The organism is Bradyrhizobium sp. USDA 3397 (assembly GCF_054060965.1).
This window is the reverse complement of sequence record NZ_JBSSDS010000001.1, coordinates 55,192-70,626: the sequence shown is the minus strand read 5'-3', so window position 1 is coordinate 70,626 and position 15,435 is coordinate 55,192. Positions and strand designations below refer to the sequence as shown.

General features: G+C 67.0%; 16 protein-coding genes and 2 pseudogenes. 10 read left to right on the top strand and 8 right to left on the bottom strand.

The annotated features are described in order from the left end of the window. Nucleotides 1-4 precede the first annotated feature (4 nt). Nucleotides 5-745 carry a maleate cis-trans isomerase family protein gene (locus tag ACVWYQ_RS00365; protein WP_456725337.1) on the bottom strand — a complete coding sequence of 247 codons (741 nt, stop codon included), beginning with the start codon at nt 743-745 and terminating at the stop codon, nt 5-7. A 259-nt stretch (nt 746-1,004) separates the two neighbouring features. On the opposite strand from ACVWYQ_RS00365, the pseudogene ACVWYQ_RS00360 reads away from it, so the two are divergent. From ACVWYQ_RS00360 to ACVWYQ_RS00350, 3 genes and pseudogenes are all read left to right on the top strand, one after another. Then, nucleotides 1,005-1,076, top strand: a pseudogene (locus ACVWYQ_RS00360) (GntR family transcriptional regulator); the annotation flags it as partial. A gap of 64 nt (nt 1,077-1,140) precedes the next feature. Then, entirely contained in the window at nt 1,141-1,662 is a 522-nt protein-coding gene (locus ACVWYQ_RS00355) for a GntR family transcriptional regulator (protein WP_456725336.1), read from the top strand. Nucleotides 1,663-1,664: 2 nt separating this feature from the next. Next, nucleotides 1,665-2,414, top strand: a complete 750-nt coding sequence (locus tag ACVWYQ_RS00350; RefSeq protein ID WP_404541946.1) for an aspartate/glutamate racemase family protein — start codon at nt 1,665-1,667, stop codon at nt 2,412-2,414. Here ACVWYQ_RS00350 and ACVWYQ_RS00345 read toward each other — a convergent pair whose 3' ends face one another. Continuing rightward, nucleotides 2,415-3,803, bottom strand: coding sequence for an amidase (locus tag ACVWYQ_RS00345; RefSeq protein ID WP_404541948.1), 1,389 nt, complete (start codon nt 3,801-3,803; stop codon nt 2,415-2,417). Nucleotides 3,804-3,891: 88 nt separating this feature from the next. On the opposite strand from ACVWYQ_RS00345, the gene ACVWYQ_RS00340 reads away from it, so the two are divergent. The 4 genes from ACVWYQ_RS00340 to ACVWYQ_RS00325 are packed head-to-tail and all read left to right on the top strand — an operon-like array spanning nt 3,892 to nt 7,745. Next, entirely contained in the window at nt 3,892-4,986 is a 1,095-nt protein-coding gene (locus tag ACVWYQ_RS00340) for an ABC transporter ATP-binding protein (protein WP_404541950.1), read from the top strand. A 30-nt stretch (nt 4,987-5,016) separates the two neighbouring features. After that, entirely contained in the window at nt 5,017-6,063 is a 1,047-nt protein-coding gene (locus ACVWYQ_RS00335) for an ABC transporter substrate-binding protein (RefSeq protein ID WP_404541952.1), read from the top strand. A 3-nt stretch (nt 6,064-6,066) separates the two neighbouring features. Continuing rightward, nucleotides 6,067-6,930: an ABC transporter permease gene (locus ACVWYQ_RS00330; protein WP_404541954.1), complete on the top strand. Its 864-nt coding sequence runs from the start codon at nt 6,067-6,069 to the stop codon at nt 6,928-6,930. After that, the gene (locus ACVWYQ_RS00325; RefSeq protein WP_271540989.1) at nt 6,930-7,745 is read left to right on the top strand and encodes an ABC transporter permease; all 816 of its coding nucleotides are present in this window, start codon (nt 6,930-6,932) and stop codon (nt 7,743-7,745) included. Before ACVWYQ_RS00330 ends, ACVWYQ_RS00325 begins: the two co-directional genes overlap by 1 nt. Here the strand turns inward: ACVWYQ_RS00325 and ACVWYQ_RS00320 are convergent, their stop codons facing one another. Further along, entirely contained in the window at nt 7,746-8,081 is a 336-nt protein-coding gene (locus tag ACVWYQ_RS00320; protein WP_275501149.1) for a hydroxyisourate hydrolase, read from the bottom strand. A gap of 26 nt (nt 8,082-8,107) precedes the next feature. On the opposite strand from ACVWYQ_RS00320, the gene ACVWYQ_RS00315 reads away from it, so the two are divergent. The 3 genes and pseudogenes from ACVWYQ_RS00315 to ACVWYQ_RS00305 all read left to right on the top strand — a co-directional run bounded on the left by ACVWYQ_RS00315 (nt 8,108) and on the right by ACVWYQ_RS00305 (nt 11,547). Further along, on the top strand, nt 8,108-9,316 hold the full coding sequence (locus tag ACVWYQ_RS00315; RefSeq protein WP_456725335.1) for an MFS transporter: 1,209 nt from the start codon (nt 8,108-8,110) through the stop codon (nt 9,314-9,316). Next, a pseudogene (locus tag ACVWYQ_RS00310) lies at nt 9,297-10,668 on the top strand (amidase). The gene ACVWYQ_RS00315 and the pseudogene ACVWYQ_RS00310 overlap by 20 nt, the downstream one beginning before the upstream one ends. An 18-nt stretch (nt 10,669-10,686) precedes the next feature. Next, nucleotides 10,687-11,547 carry an alpha/beta hydrolase gene (locus ACVWYQ_RS00305; RefSeq protein ID WP_404541962.1) on the top strand — a complete coding sequence of 287 codons (861 nt, stop codon included), beginning with the start codon at nt 10,687-10,689 and terminating at the stop codon, nt 11,545-11,547. 124 nt (nt 11,548-11,671) lie between these two features. Here the strand turns inward: ACVWYQ_RS00305 and ACVWYQ_RS00300 are convergent, their stop codons facing one another. Genes ACVWYQ_RS00300 through ACVWYQ_RS00280 form a run of 5 tightly spaced genes read right to left on the bottom strand, consistent with a single transcriptional unit; the run spans nt 11,672 to nt 15,391 of the window. Continuing rightward, complete coding sequence (locus ACVWYQ_RS00300; RefSeq protein WP_404541964.1) at nt 11,672-12,004, bottom strand: Rieske (2Fe-2S) protein; 333 nt, start codon at nt 12,002-12,004, stop codon at nt 11,672-11,674. Further along, nucleotides 11,997-12,701: an ABC transporter ATP-binding protein gene (locus ACVWYQ_RS00295; RefSeq protein WP_404541966.1), complete on the bottom strand. Its 705-nt coding sequence runs from the start codon at nt 12,699-12,701 to the stop codon at nt 11,997-11,999. The genes ACVWYQ_RS00300 and ACVWYQ_RS00295 overlap by 8 nt, the downstream gene beginning before the upstream one ends. Next, on the bottom strand, nt 12,694-13,476 hold the full coding sequence (locus ACVWYQ_RS00290; RefSeq protein WP_404541968.1) for an ABC transporter ATP-binding protein: 783 nt from the start codon (nt 13,474-13,476) through the stop codon (nt 12,694-12,696). Before ACVWYQ_RS00290 ends, ACVWYQ_RS00295 begins: the two co-directional genes overlap by 8 nt. Continuing rightward, nucleotides 13,476-14,522, bottom strand: coding sequence for a branched-chain amino acid ABC transporter permease (locus tag ACVWYQ_RS00285; RefSeq protein ID WP_404541970.1), 1,047 nt, complete (start codon nt 14,520-14,522; stop codon nt 13,476-13,478). The genes ACVWYQ_RS00290 and ACVWYQ_RS00285 overlap by 1 nt, the downstream gene beginning before the upstream one ends. Continuing rightward, nucleotides 14,519-15,391, bottom strand: a complete 873-nt coding sequence (locus ACVWYQ_RS00280) for a branched-chain amino acid ABC transporter permease (RefSeq protein ID WP_404541972.1) — start codon at nt 15,389-15,391, stop codon at nt 14,519-14,521. Before ACVWYQ_RS00280 ends, ACVWYQ_RS00285 begins: the two co-directional genes overlap by 4 nt. Nucleotides 15,392-15,435: the final 44 nt, after the last annotated feature.

Here is a 15,435-nt window from a genome sequence, read left to right as displayed (position 1 = left end):
TCCGTCACCTGATATTTGGCATTGTCTGGAAGATCCGTCCCAATTGCGCAAGCGCCGTCACATCGCCGCCGGCGAGACCAAGGGTCCGCCACAATGTGGCCGCGACCGAATCGAGCACGGCGATGTCCAGCTCCCGCTCAAGCGTGGCCGCAAGCGCCGCACCATCGAGATTGGTGCAGAGAATGACGATCGCGTCAGCCCCCTCCGCCGCCACGTCGCGTATCATGCCTGCGATCGTCGCCGGCGCGACCTCGCCGAAGGAAAAGTTGTCACGCAAGCCGAGATGCCGCTCGGCATGCGGGGCGATCCCCTCCTCGGCCCAGACGTCGGCAATGCGCCGCTGCACGTCGTCGGTATAGGGCGAGACCAGGCCGACGCGCCTCGCGCCGAGCGCGCGGGCCGCATCGATGCAGGCCAGCGTCGACGTCGTCGCCGGCACATTCGTGCGGGCCGCGATCGCCTCGCACAGGCTGCGGTCGCGGCCGATGCCGAGCCAGCTTGCGGACGTGCCATTCCAGGCGATCGCGTCGACCTTGGCATCGGCCAGCAGATCCGCGGCCGGAAGCATCACGGATGCGTCGAACTGGCTCAGCGCGGCGGCATCGAGCGCGATCTGGGTGACGCGGAAGCGAGAGAAATGCGCGGTGACGCCGGGGGTGCCCGCCAGCATGGCGCTGGTGACGGGCTCGAGCACCGAGTTGGAGGACGGCGTGATCATGCCGAGGCGCTTGCGCATGGCTGACATCGATCACAGTCGCTCCGTTGCCGCAGGGAGCATCAACGCTCCCTCGAAACGATCATCGGCATCCCCAGCGCCGTGCGCAACCCGCAATTTGCATACTGCATACAATTTGTTCGATATGCATTTGTTTTACGCCACATACGTCGCCTATTTGAGCATCGCGTTCGGCTCGGTGTGGCTAGGATGAGTTGCAAGCAGGAAGCCTCGCGTGCAGCAAAAATCCGAAACGAACCCGGCGCGTAAGTCGCCCAAGCTCAAGCGGATGGGCCTGCATGAGCGTGCCGCCGCGCGAATGCGGACGATGATCATTCGTGGCGAGCTGCCGCCGGGCTCGCAGACTCAGGAGACCAAGCTGTCGAAGGAGCTCGGCGTGTCGCGCACCCCCCTTGCGCGAGGCGATGAAGGTGCTCGCGGCGGAAGGATTGATCGAGCTCCGTCCCAACCGCAGTCCGCGCATTGCCGACATCGCGGTCGACGGCATCTCGGAATTGTTCGAGGCGCTCGCCGGCATCGAGCGGCTCGCCGCAGAGCTCGCCGCGGAGCGCGCCACCGAGCGCGATCTCGCCCGCCTGCGCACGCTGCAGACCCGGATGGAGGGTCATCACCGCAGCGGCAAGCTCGACGATTATTTCGCCCTCAACGGTGAGATCCACAACGCCATCGTCCGCATGGCCCGCAACACGCCGCTGCGCGAGGCGCACGAGACGCTGATCTCGCGCGCCGAACGTGCGCGTTATCTCGCGCTCGGCGCCGACAGGCGCTGGAGCAATTCGGTCGACGAGCACGCCGACATCCTGGCCGCGCTCGAAGCGCGCGACGGCGAGGCGGCCGGACGCCTGCTCGGCGCGCACGTCGCGCGCACCGGTACGGCGCTGCTGGAAGTCCTCGCCGCCTCTCAGGCCAAGCGGCCGGCGGCGTGATCATGAAGCTGCTCCTGCTCAACCCAAACACCAGCACCGAGGTCACGCAGCTGATGCTGGGGGTGGGGCAGCGTGCCGCCTCGGCAGGCACCGAGCTGATCCCGTGCACCGCGACCCGCGGCGTGCCCTACATCGCCACGCGCACCGAAGCGCAGATCGGCGGCGCCATCGCGCTGGAGATGCTGGCCGAGCAGCACAAGAAGGTCGATGCCGCGATCATCGCGGCCTTCGGCGATCCCGGCCTGTTCGCCGCGCGCGAGACCTTCGACATTCCCGTGGTCGGCATGGCGGAAGCCGCGATGCTGACCGCGTGCATGGCCGGACGCCGCTTCGCCATCGTCACCTTCGCGCAGGCGCTGGGGCCCTGGTACGAGGAATGCGTCCGTGCCCACGGGCTGTGGGAGCGCTGCGCCGGCATCCGTATGCTGGATACGCCGTTTCAGGCGATCTCCGAGGTCGGCACTGAGAAGGAAGACATGCTGGTCGAGCTCGCCCGGCGCGCTGTCGTCGAGGACGAGGCCGATGTGCTGATCTTTGCCGGCGCCCCGCTCTCGGGCCTTGCCGAGCGCGTCGCGGGCCGGATCCCCGTCCCCGTGGTCGATCAGGTCATAGCGTCAGTCAAGCAGGCCGAGGGGCTGCACGCGCTGCGTTTGCGCAAGGCCATTGCCGGCACGTTCCGCCGCCCCGCAGCCAAACCGACCACCGGGCTTGCCGATGCGCTCGCCGCCCGGCTCGAGCATCGAGACAGCTGATCAGAGAGGCGGCCGGCGATGCGAAAAACCCAGTTCGTTCTCGAGCACGCGGCCGAAGGCAAACAAGGGGGATTCGCGTCCGGGCGGCGCAATGATCTGCATGCCGAAGGGCCGCTCGTTCTCCCCGCGCGGCACCGGGAGGGTCAGCACCGGGAAGCCGACCAGCGACACGATGAAGGTCACGGCGAGATAGTCGATCGGCGTCTCCAGCGCGGCCCCGTCGATGGCCGTGACGTCGGCGATCTCATTCGACCAGGGCAAGACGGACGCGGCCGGCGCGACCAGGAAATCGGCAGCGGTGAACAGCTCGCGAAAGCTGCGGTAGATCGCGGTGCGGCGCCGCTCGGCGTCGAGGTAGTCCTGTGCGGACAGGTTTGCGCCGGCTTCGATGTTCCAGATCACCGTCGGCGTGAGCTCCGCACGCCGCGTCCGCAGCAGCTCGCCATAGCTGCTCGCGACGTGCGCGGCGCGGAGCGTGCGGAAGGCTTCGATCGCCCCGCCGCAATCCGGCGAGGACCGCACGATATCGGCAACACGCGCCAACGCCTCGCAAGCCGTCGCGAAGCGCGTACGGACCTCCCGCGCAACCGGCGCGACACCGAAATCAGGCGTGACAGCAATCCGGGCACGGTCGGGGATCGGTCGATTATCATCGGTACTGCCGAGCGAGAGCGGATCATTCGCGTCGCCCCCGGCGCAGACCGACAGCGCGAGTTCGAGATCATCGACACCGCGGGCGAGGAAGCCGTGGGTCGACAGCATGTCCCAGCCGAGCGGCCGGCGCGGCGATGCAATACGGCCGGGTGTCGGCCGGATCGAGGCGACATCACAGAAGCTGGCGGGCGTGCGCACCGAGCCGCCGAAATCGGTGCCATGCGCCAGCGGCACCATGCCGGATGCGACCGCGACGGCAGAGCCGCCGGACGATCCGCCGGAGGTCAGCGCCGGATCGAACGGATTGCGTGTCGGCCCGCACAATCTGTTGGTGCAGACCGCGCCGAAGCCGAACTCCGGCGTGTTGGTTTTGCCCAGAATGATCGCGCCGGCGCGCCGAAGCCGCGCCACGACGAGATCATCCTCGGCCGGGACGTGATCGCCGAACAGCAGGGATCCGTAAGTCGTCGCAAGTCCCGCAGTGTCGGTGAGGTCCTTGATCGCAATGGGCACGCCGTGCAGCGGACCGATCGGCGCAGAGGCGGCATCGCAGATCTGCGCGGCGCGCCGGGCGCCGTCCGCATCCACCGTCATGAACGCCGCCAATCGACTGTCGAGGCTCGCAATCCGCGCCAGATGCGCTTCGACGGTCTGGCGGGAGGACACTTCGCCCCTCGCAATGGCGCGCGCAAGCTCTGTCGCCGTGAGGTCGCATATCGATCGATCCGATGTCATGGGGTCACCATGCCAAAACGCTCGCCGAAAAGCGACAGGTGCGGGCACAAGACTTGCTTTCTCCTCTGGGGCAACGGGAGGCAACACCATGGTTGATGCGCCAAGCGGCCGATCGCTCGTCGTCGACGCGGTCACCCACCGGTATCCGAGTGGCGCGCTTGCGGTCGAGAACATCAATCTCGACATCAAGGGCGGCGAGATCATCGCCCTGCTCGGCCCGTCCGGCTGCGGCAAGACAACGCTGCTGCGCATCATCGCCGGCTTCATCGCGCAGACGCAAGGGAGGATCATCATCGGCGACGACATCGTCGATGCGCTGCCGCCGAACAAGCGCGCCGTCGGCATCGTATTCCAGAACTACGCGCTGTTCCCGCACCTGTCGATCAGCGAGAACGTCGCCTACGGCCTCGCCGCCCGCGGCATCGACAAGGCGACGCGCCAGCGCGAAGCGCAGCGCCTGCTGGAGCTGGTGCAACTGCCTGCTATGGCCGAGCGGCTGCCGCGGCAGCTCTCCGGAGGCCAGCAGCAGCGCGTTGCGCTCGCCCGCGCGCTCGCGATCAAGCCGTCGATCCTGCTGCTCGACGAGCCCTTCGCCGCGCTCGACAAGAATTTGCGGCTGGACATGCAGATTGAGGTCAAGCGGCTGCAGCGCGTCTCCGGCATCACCACGCTGATCGTGACGCACGACCAGGAAGAAGCGCTGTCGATGGCCGATCGCGTCGCCGTGCTGAGCCATGGCAAGCTCGAGCAGTTCGGCTCGCCATCGGACGTCTACGACCGTCCGCAGACGCTGTTCGTCAACACCTTCGTCGGCTCCACCAACCGCATGCCCGGCATCGTGGTCTCAGCGGACCGCACGGCAGCGAAGGTGCGTCTCGATGCCGGCGCGGAGATCATCGCGCGTCCCGCAGGCGGTGCGCTCAGCGAGGGCGGCCGCGTCACCGTCTGCATCCGCCCCGAGCACCTGCAATTCGTCGGCGACGAGACCGGCTTTGCCGGCGTCGTTGGCATGTCGCTGCCGCTGGGCGCCACCGTCGTGCACGAGGTCACCACGGCCGATGGCTCCGGCGTCAAGGTTTCTCAGGCCCGCATCGGCGAGACGCGCGCCCTGGAGAACGGCGCGGCGGTGCGCCTCGCACCGCTCGCCCCATCGCTCGCCAACGCCTTTCCCGCAACGCTTTAGATCTAGTCTTTGTCCAGAGGGGAGTTTGATATGATCATGAATCGCAGAAGCCTGCTGACCACGGCGCTCACGCTCGGGGCCATGAAGGCGTTTCCAGGCCTGAGCTACGCCCAGGCCCGCCCGCTGGTGTTTGCGACCTTCACCGGAAGCTGGGAGGAAGCGCACAAGGCCGTGCTGGTGCCGGCGTTCCGCAAGGCCAACGCGGACGCCGCGATGGTGCTCGATCCCATGCTCTCGGTCGACCAGATCGCCAAGGTCAACGCGGCGAAAGCAAATCCGCCGATCGACGTCATGCTGCACGATCCCGGCCCCGCCCTCGTCGCCGTCGGCCAGGATCTGGTCGAGCCCTATCCGGTCGAGAAGAGCGCCTATTACAAGGACCTGATCGCCGAGGCGCAGGAGCCGATGGGCCCCGCCCCGTTCTTCCAGGTTGTCGGCCTCACCTACAATCCGGAAGCGGTCAAAACGCCGCCGACGTCATGGGCCGATCTCTGGAAGCCGGAGTTCAAGGGCCGCGTCGGCATCACCAACCTCAACTCGACGCTCGGCACCGGCTGGCTGGTCGAGATCGCCAAGATGCGCGGCGGCTCGGAGGCCAACGTCGATCCGGGCTTCAAGGCGCTGGAGGAGCTCAAGCCCAATCTCGCCGCGGTCGCCGCCAATCCCGGCGCGCTCGCCACCCTGTTCCAGCAGGGCCAGATCGACATCTCGCCCGGCAATTTCAACGCCATCCAGATCCTCAAGGCGCGCGGCGTGCCGGTCGAGTTCGTGGCACCGAAGGAAGGCGCCATCGCTTTCAAGACCACGATCCACATCGTCAAGAACTCGCCGAACCGCGAGCTCGCCTTCAAGCTGATCGAGGCGGCGCTGATGCCGGAGGTGCAGACCACGCTGATGAACCCGCCCTACCTGATCGTGCCGACCAATTCCAAGGTGGCGATGGGCGGCGAGATCGCACGCGTGCTGGCCAAGGACACGACTGAACTGAAGAAGAAGTTCGTGTTCCAGGACTGGAAGAAGATCAACGAGCAGCGCTCGGCCTGGATCGAGCGCTTCAACCGCGAGATCAAGATCTAGACCATGGGCGCAGCGCCGGCAGCACGGGACGTGACGTCCTACGGAATGGGATTGGCAGCGCCGCTGGCGCTGTTCTTCCTGATCTTCTTCGTCGCGCCGCTGCTGCAATTGTTCTGGCTCTCGCTGCACAACGACACGGCCGGGCTCCATTGGGGGCTCGGCCAGTACCTGCACTTCCTCACCGATCCCTTCAGCCTCGGCGTGCTCGGCTCGACGCTGCTGCTGGGGGCCGAGGTGACCGCCGTCTGCCTGGTGCTCGGCATTCCCATCGCCTGGCTGTATCAGCGGGTCGGGCCAAAGCTTCAGACCGTCATCATCCTGATCGTGCTGCTGCCGCTTCTGACCAGTGTCGTGGTCCGGACCTTCGCCTGGATCGTCATCCTGGGTCGCCAGGGCATCATCAACGCGACGCTGCAATCGCTCGGCCTGATCGATACCCCGCTCAAGCTGCTCTACACCCAGTTCGGCGTGGTGATCGCGCTGGCACAGGTGCAGATGCCCTTGATGACGCTGCCGCTGATCACCGCGCTCAGCCGCATCGATCCCAATCTCGACGATGCCTCCTGCTCGCTTGGCGCCGGAAGCTGGCGCACTTTCTTCCGGATCGTGCTGCCGCTCTCGCTGCCGGGCGTCATCGCCGGCTGCACGCTGACCTATGCCGCCGCGATCACCGCCTTCATCACCCAGTCGCTGATCGGCGGCGGGCAGATGCTGTTCATGCCGATGTATCTCTACCAGCAGGCCTCGACGCTGCAGAACTGGCCGTTCGCGGCCGCGATCTCGATCATCTTCCTGCTCGCCGTGCTCGCAGTCGTCTCGGTCTTCACCACGCTCGGCCGCATGTCGCGCGGCTATGGAGGCGCATGATGAGCGGCCGCAAGCGCACGCTCGAGGCGATCAGCTTCGAGCTCGTCATGGGCGTGATCGCGGTGATCGCGCTTCTCATCATCATTGCCCCCTCGCTCGTGGTGCTGATCGTCTCCTTCACGAGCGGCTTCTCGCTGCGATTCCCGCCGCCGGGTTATTCGCTGCGCTGGTACGTCGAGCTGTGGAATGCCTGGCAGTTGCACTTCGCCGCCAAGAACAGCCTGATCGTGGCGATGTGGGCGACCGGCCTGTCCGTCGTGCTCGGCGTCGCCGCGGCGCTTGCGATCTCGCGGTCACGGACGCTGTCGGCGCGGCTGCTCGATTCGCTGTTCATGTCGCCGCTGGTGCTGCCGGCGCTCGCCTTCGGCCTCGCCGCCCTGATGCTGTTCTCGCTGGTGGGCCTGCCGGTGTCGCCGCTGACGCTGGTGATCGGCCACACCGTGGTCTGCGTGCCCTATGTCGTGCGCAATACAATCGCAGCCCTGGCCCAGCTCGAGCCGACCCTGCTCGAAAGCTCGGCCGTGCTCGGCGCGAGCCGGCTTTACACCTTTCGCCGCATCGTGCTGCCGCTGATCCGGCCGGGCATCATCGCGGGCGCCTTCATTGCCTTCATGTCCTCCTTCGACAACGTGCCGGTCTCGCTGTTCCTGCGCGATGCCGCCACCGATATGCTGCCGATCCGGATGTGGCAGGATCTCGAAGGCAAGCTGGATGTCACCATCGCCGCGTTGTCGGGCGTGCTGATCATCGCCACCGTCGCGCTGGTCGCGGTCATGGAGCGCGTCACCGGCCTGTCGCGGCGGCTGACCAACTGATCAGGCGCCGCGGAACAACGAATAGCCCCAGCGCGTAAATTTCAGCGGCAAATGAAAATGCTCGTCAACGTTCTTGATGCGAAAGCGGAACGGCGTCACGGTGAGGAAGCCGTCGCGCTCGCCAAAGAATTCGCCGAGATGAAACAGCACCTCGTACGCGCCCTCCGTCACACCTGCGCCTTGCGCGACGGCATGATCGAGCACGCCGTTGGCGCCGAGCCGCCCCTCGGCGATGCGCTGGGAATCCGGATCGATCCGCCAGATCTCGACGCGCAGCCCCTGCGCCGGGCGCCCGCTCGCTACATCGACCGCGTGAATGGAAATACCGCCTGCCACAATGTTCCTCCCATGAGCACGTTGCCATGGTAGACGGAAACACGGCCGCTCGGCCAGCGCCCGCGCTGCTGCCGGCCTTGTTGCCTGCTTTGGGCGCGATGACCGCGCTGCAGGCCCTGGTCGCGCTGGCCTTGTTCGCGCCCGGCGTGGTGGCCCCGCGCGCCCATATCGAGGTCTGGCAGCTCTCGATGTTCTCCGCCGCGGTGTTCGCGGTCGGCATCCCCGCCTCGTTCTGGGGCGGCGGCTTCATCGCGCGGCTGGGCTCGCTGCGGATCGCGAGCCTGTGCGCGGCGGCCATCGTCGTCGGCATGGCCCTGGCTTCGCTCGGAACGAGCGCCGCGCTGCTGGCCGCGGGCCTCTGCATCGGCCTGGCCATGGGGCCGGAGACGCCGGCGAGCGCGGCGCTGCTGGCGCGCCTCGTGACCGCCGAGCGGCGCGCCTTCGTGTTCTCGGTGCGTCAGACCGGTAACCAGATCGGCGCGGTCTGCGGCTCGCTGGCGCTGCCGGCGATCGCCATCGCGTTCGGGCCGGTCTGGTGCTATGCGGCCGTGGGCTTCGCCGCCCTACTTGCGATCGCGCTGTTCGAACGGTTGCGGCCGGCCTATGCCGGCAAGGTCGCCCCCCCGCCGAAGCTCGATCTCCGCGCGCGGCTGGCGCTGGTGATCGCGGACCGGCGGATCGCGATGCTGGCGCTGGCCTCGATGCCGTTCAGCGCGATGCAGGTGTCGCTCAACACGGTGTTCGTCACGCTCGGCACACGCGAGCTCGGGCTCAGCCATATCGAAGCCGGCATGGCGCTCGCCTGCGCGCAAGCCGGCGGTCTCGTCGGCCGTCTCGGCTGGGGCTATGTCGCCATGCGGCTCGATGCCTCGCGCGCCGTCCTCGTCGTCATCGGCCTCGGCATGGCCTTCTGCGCCGCGCTGCTCGGCCTGAACGGCGCTTCGCTCGGCCGCAGCGGACAATTCATCATCGCCGCATTATTCGGCCTGACGGCGTCGGGCTGGAACGGCGTCTTCGTCGCCGAGATCGCCCGCCTCGCCCCGCAGGACCGGATCGGCGAGACCACCGGCGCGGTGCTGACCGCGTCCTACGTCGGTCTCCTTGCCGCGCCCGCGCTGGTGTCGATCCTCGATGGCGTGGCCCGCCTCGGCATGGCCTTCTTCGCGCTGGCGTGCCTTGTCCTTGGCGGTACATTGGCGTTGATCTGGGGAGGCCATGACAACGCGGACAAATAACGCGCGCGAGATCGCTGCCGAAGTCAGCGCCGGGCGGACCAATGCCGTCGAGACCGCGAAAGCCGCGCTTGGCCGCATCGAGGCCGCCAAGGCCTTGAACGCGGTCGTCGCGATCGATCCTGCGCGCACGCTGGCGGATGCTGCGGCGGTCGATGACCGCCTGCGTATGGGCGAGATCATGCCGCTCGCCGGTGTTCCCGTGATCGTCAAGGACAACATCTGGGTCGGCGGCTGGCGCGTGACGCAGGGCTCGCGCCTATTCTGCGATTTCATCGCGCCGCGCGATGCCATCGCGGTCGAGCGGCTGCGCAAGGCCGGCGCCGTCGTCGTCGGTATCGGCGCAACATCCGAATTCGCCTGCAAGGGCGTTACGACCTCGCAGCTATATGGGCCGACGCGGCATCCGCTCGATCCCGCGCTGACGCCCGGCGGCTCATCCGGCGGCCCGGCCGCAGCGGTTGCGGCCGGCCTGGTGCCGCTCGCGATCGGCACCGATGCAGGCGGCTCCAGCCGCAGGCCGCCGGCGCATGTCGGGGTCGCCGGCTTCAAGCCGTCCTATGGCGCGATCCCCTATGGGCCAGGTTTCGCCGAACCGTTCTTCGGCCTCTCCGTCATCGCGCCGATCGCATCGGACGCGGCCGATATCGCGCTGGCGTTTGAAGCCATGGCCGGCGCCGATCCGCGCGATCCGGATTCGGCCATCGTTGCGCTGCAGGCCAGAGACATCGGCGGTCAGCGCATCGCGTTCTCGCCGCGCCTTGGTCTCGGCGTCGCGATCGACGACGTCGTCGCGAGTGGCCTCGCCGCCGCCGGTCGACCGGCTTTCCGCAGCAGGTTTGCACATTACACGACGCGATCCCATCTGGCCGGCAGGCGCCACGGAGGATGCGATCATGCCGCTGCAGCATGCGGGCCTCGCGGCGCTCCATGGCGATAGCTTTCGCAAAGATCCGACTGTCCTCGATCCTGACGTCGCCAAGCAGATCGAGCGAGGTCTCTCCTGGTCGGGTGCGGAGGTCGCTGCAGCGCTGCTTGCGAGCACCGCGATCGCCAACGCCTTCGCCGCCTTCTTCACCGAAATTGACTTGCTGCTGGCGCCGACCGTCCCCTGCGTCGCCTGGCCGCTGACGCAGCTCGGCCCTGATATGATCGGCGGAAACCCCGCAAGCCCGCGAGCCCACGCGGTGTTCACGCCCTTCGTCAATCATGCCCGCCTGCCGGCGATCTCGATTCCGTGCGGAACGGATCGGCGCGGGCTTCCCTTCGGCCTTCAGATCATCGCGGCGCGCGGGCAAGACCGCTCGCTGCTCGCAGCAGCGCAAGAGATCGAAGCGATCTTGCGCAGTGCCTGACGCAAACGGAGACTCCCCATGGTTGAGAACGCTTATTCGACAATTCGGCCGCTCGACCCCCGCGACCGCTGGTCCGAACTGTCCCGGGCGGAGCGCAGCGCGGCCTATGACAACAACGCGGCGGTCAAGAACAGCCCGGCCCTGATCGCGGAGCGCAACGAGGCCTCAAGCCGGCTGCGGGGCACGCTCAAGTCGCATCTCGACCTGCCCTATGGCGAGCGGGCCAACAACAAGATCGACCTCTATCCGGCCGCAAAGCCTGATGCGCCCTGCCTGGTGTTCCTGCATGGCGGCTACTGGCAGCGCAATTCGCGCGAGCTGTTCGCCATGCTGGTCGAAGGCGTCGCCGCGCATGGCTGGTCGGTTGCGATCCCCGGCTATTCGCTGGCGCCCGAGGTGTCCCTCAGCGAGATCGTCGCCGAGATCCCGCGCGCGCTCGACTGGCTCGCGGCGCACGGCGCGTCCTACGGCGTTGCCGGGCCGGTCGTGCTGTCGGGCTGGTCCGCCGGCGCCCATCTCGTCGCAATGGCGCTGGATCATCCGCGCGTCCATGCGGGGCTCGCGCTCTCGGGCGTCTACGATCTCGCGCCGATCCGCGATACGGGGCTGAACGACGCTCTGAAGCTGACGGACGAGGAGATCGCCACGCTGTCGCCACTGCGCCTGCCCGTCACCCGGAAGCGCCTCGACATCGCCTATGGCAGCAGCGAGCTGCCGGCGCTCGTCTGCGATTCCATCAATCTCTACGACAGGCGCGTGGCGGCGGGAGCGCCGGGCAAGCTCATCTCGGTCGAAGGCGCCGACCATTTCACCATTCTCGAGGCTTTGCGCCGTCCGGACGGAGTCCTGGTGGAGGCCGCGCGGCGGCTGCTGGACTAAAAGTGCGAAAAACAACCCCATGCACAGTAGCGATGTCGTTGTTTGCAAAGGCGAATTGTTTGAGGGCCGATCGACACCGCCTTTGCCGCTTTGACTCGTCGGGCAAAACAGGGGCATGATGGCATCATCGCCCAGGCTGCCGCTCCTGCAGCTCAATCCAGATTCGCTCGTCCATGATCCGCGCCGGATAAAGCCGCAGCGGCCGGCTCGGCCATCCCGCACTGATTTCGCCATCGCGCAAATCGAATGATGCCGCATGGCGGGGACAATTGAGGCGCCCGGCCGTCACCTGCCCCAAGGCCAGATCCGCCTGCTCGTGCGGGCATGCACGTTCGCAGGCGACGACGTTGCCCTCGTTCCAGATCACGAGCAGGTCGCGCCCGGCGACGCGGACGACGGTCTCCGCCTTCAGCCGGTCGAGATCGCAGACGGCAATCCACCCGGCGTCGTCAGCCACCGAGATAGGCCTTGCGCACATGCTCGTTCGCGATCAGCTCAGTGCCGGCGCCCGACAGCACGATGCGGCCGTTCTCGAGCAGATAGGCATGATCGCACATCTCGAGCGCGGCAAAGGCGTTTTGCTCGACCAGCAGCACGGTGGTGCCGGCATCGCGAATGCCGCGGATGATCGCAAAGGTGCGCTCGACGATGTTGGGGGCGAGCCCGAGCGAAGGCTCGTCGAACATGATCAGCCGCGGCCGCGACATCAGCGCGCGGCCGATCGCGAGCATCTGCTGCTCGCCGCCGGACAGCGTGCCCGCGGCCTGCCTGCGCCGCTCGGCGAGCCGCGGGAATTCCGAGTAGATGCGATCGCGGTCGGCCGCGATCTCACCCGAACCGCGACGGAGGTAAGCCCCCATGTCGAGATTTTCCTCGACGCTCATATGCGGAAACACGCGCCGCCCTTCCGGGCAATGGGCGATGCCGCTCGCCAGCACGCGCGGCGGCCTCGCACCGGTGATGTCGATGCCCTCGAACTTCATCTGGCCCGAGCGCGGCGGCACCAGGCCGGAAATCGCACGCAGCGTCGTGCTCTTGCCGGCTCCGTTGGCGCCAATCAGGGCGACCAGCTGGCCGGCCTTCACGTCGAGCGAGATGCCGCGCAGCGCGGTGACGCCACCGTAGCCGCAGACCATGTCGCGGATCTCAAGCACGTCCTGCTCCATGTCCAAGATAGGCTTCGATGACAGCAGGATCGTTGCGGATCACATCCGGCGTCCCTTCGGCGATGATGCGGCCATAGTTGAGCACCACGATACGGTCCGAGACGGTCATCACCATCGGCATGTCGTGCTCGACCAGCAAAATCGTGATGCCGCGGTCGCGGATGCTGCGGATCAGCTCGACGAAACGGTGCGTCTCCGAGGCGTTCATGCCGGAGACGGGCTCGTCGAGCAGCAGCATCGACGGCTCGGCCGCCAGCGCCAGCGCGACGCCGACCAAGCGCTGCTCGCCGTAGGAGAGCGAGCCTGCCGCATCGTGGGCGCGGCGTTCGAGCCCGACCCATTCGAGCAGCTCGCTCGCGCGCTGCCGCAGCTTGCGCTCCGAGGCGCGCGCGCCTGGCAGGCCGAGGATGGCGTCGAGCAGCCGGACCCGGCCCTGCCGGTGCAGGCCGATCAGGAGGTTGTCATAGACGGTGTCGTTCGGGAATACGCTGGTGCGCTGGAAGGTGCGGATCAGGCCGAGATCGGCGATCTCATGCGGCTTCAATCCGCCGAGTGCAGTGTTGCGATAGGTCACTCCGCCTGCGCTCGGCGTCAGGAAACCGGTCATGACGTTGAAGGCGGTGGTCTTGCCGGCGCCGTTCGGCCCGATCAGGCTGACGATCTCGCCCTCGCCGACCTCAAAGCTCATGTCGGAGATCGCGACCAGCCCGCCGAAGCGGACCGCGACCTGATCGATGGTCATGGCGATGCTGCGCGCAGTCATCACGCCGGCTCCTTGGCGCCGGTTTCAGTGAGCGTCACCGGTGCCAGCGCCGTCGTCCCGCGCCGTCGCCGGGTCAACCGCTGCGCCAGCGACGGCACGATGCCGCGCGGCAACACGAATAGGATGGCGATCAGCACGCCGCCATAGGCGATCCACTGCGCTTCCGGTGCCATCACCGGACGTAGCGCCACCGGCAGCAGGCCGAAGATCAGGCCGCCGACCACGGGACCCGCCAGCGAGCCCTTGCCGCCGCTGATGACCATGATCACCATGGTGACGGTGTTGATGAAGGCGAAGACTTCGGGATCGATGATCCGGATGTAGTGCGCATAGAGGCTCCCGGCCGCGCCGGCGATCGCGGCGGAGATCACCGCAGCGATCGTCAGCGTCCTGGTCACGTCGATGCCGACCGAGACGGCCAGCGTTTCGTTCTCCATCAGGCCACGCATGGAGCGGCCGAAATGGGAATGAACGAGGCGCGCGATCAGGAGATAGGCGATGAGCGCAACGACCAGGACGAGATAATAGTTGTGGAATTTCGTGCGCAGCGTCAGCTCGCCAAAGCCGGGCAAGGGCAACGCGATGGACGGGATATTGGTCAGCGCCAACGGGCCCTGCGTCAGCTCGACCCAGTTCAGCGCGACCAGCCGGACCACCTCGGCAAAGGAGATCGTCACAATGACGAAATAGGCGCCGCGGACGCGGAACGACAACAGACCGACGAAATAGCCGCACAATCCTGCAATCAGGATCGCCAGCACGAAGCCTACGATCGGCGGCCATGGTGCGTGGACAAGACGAAAGCCTCCGGGCAGGCCGATGTCGAAACCGAGCGAAGTCAGCGCGCTGACATAGGCGCCGATGCCGAAAAAGGCGATATGACCGAGGCTGAGCTGGCCGGTGAAGCCGAGCAGCAGATTGAGGCTCATCGCGCCGATGACGAAGATGCCGGTCGTGATCAGCGCGTTGAGCAGATAGGGATCGCGCAGCCAGAGCGGCACCGAGGCCAGCGCCGCAACGGCGAGAATCGTGACGATCGTCTTCATCCGACGCGCTCCGCGCGCGCGAACAGGCCTGTCGGCCGGAAGATCAGCACCGCGATGATGATGAGAAAGCCCATGGCATCGCGGTAGCCTGACGAGACGTAGCCGGCGCCGAGCTCCTCGGCCAGCGCCAGGATGAAGCCGCCCATCACCGCGCCCGTGATGTTGCCGAGGCCGCCGAGGATGACGATGGCGAAAGCCTTGACCGCGGCGAGATCGCCCATCTGCGGAAAGATCACGTAGACCGGCCCGAGCAGCGCGCCCGCGGCGGCGGCGAGGCTGGAGCCGATCGCGAAGGTCGAGGTGTAGATCATGTCGACGTTCACGCCCATCAGGGACGCCGTGTCGTGATCCTGGAAGGTCGCCCGCATCGCGCGGCCGAGGCTGGTCTTGTTGATGAGCAGATAAGTCACCAGGATCAACATGGCCGCCGCGGCGAGCACGAACAGGCGCAGCCATGAAACGGAGACCGGCCCCAGCACCAGCGGCGCCTCCGGAAATGGCGTCGCCACCGCTTTTGCGACTCCGCCCCAGATCCACAGCGTGCCCGACTGCATCGCGATCCAGGCGCCGATCATCACCAGCATGGTGGTGTCGATGTCGGAGCCGCGCAGCGGACGCAGCAATGTCAATTCGATGGCCGCACCCAGCAGCCATCCGGCCAGCACGGCCACGGGCAGCGCGAGAAAGAAGTTCAGCCCGAGCTGCTGCACCACGATGAACATGATGTAGGCGCCGAACGTGTAGAGCACGCCATGCGTGAAGTTCACGACGTTCATGATGCCGAAGATCAAGGTCAGCCCGATACCCAGCAGCGCATAGGTGCCGCCGAGCACGAGCATGTTGATCAGATGCTGGAGGAATTCGCTCAAGATTGTTCCCGGATGTTCTGCATTACCTCTCCCGCTTGCGGGAG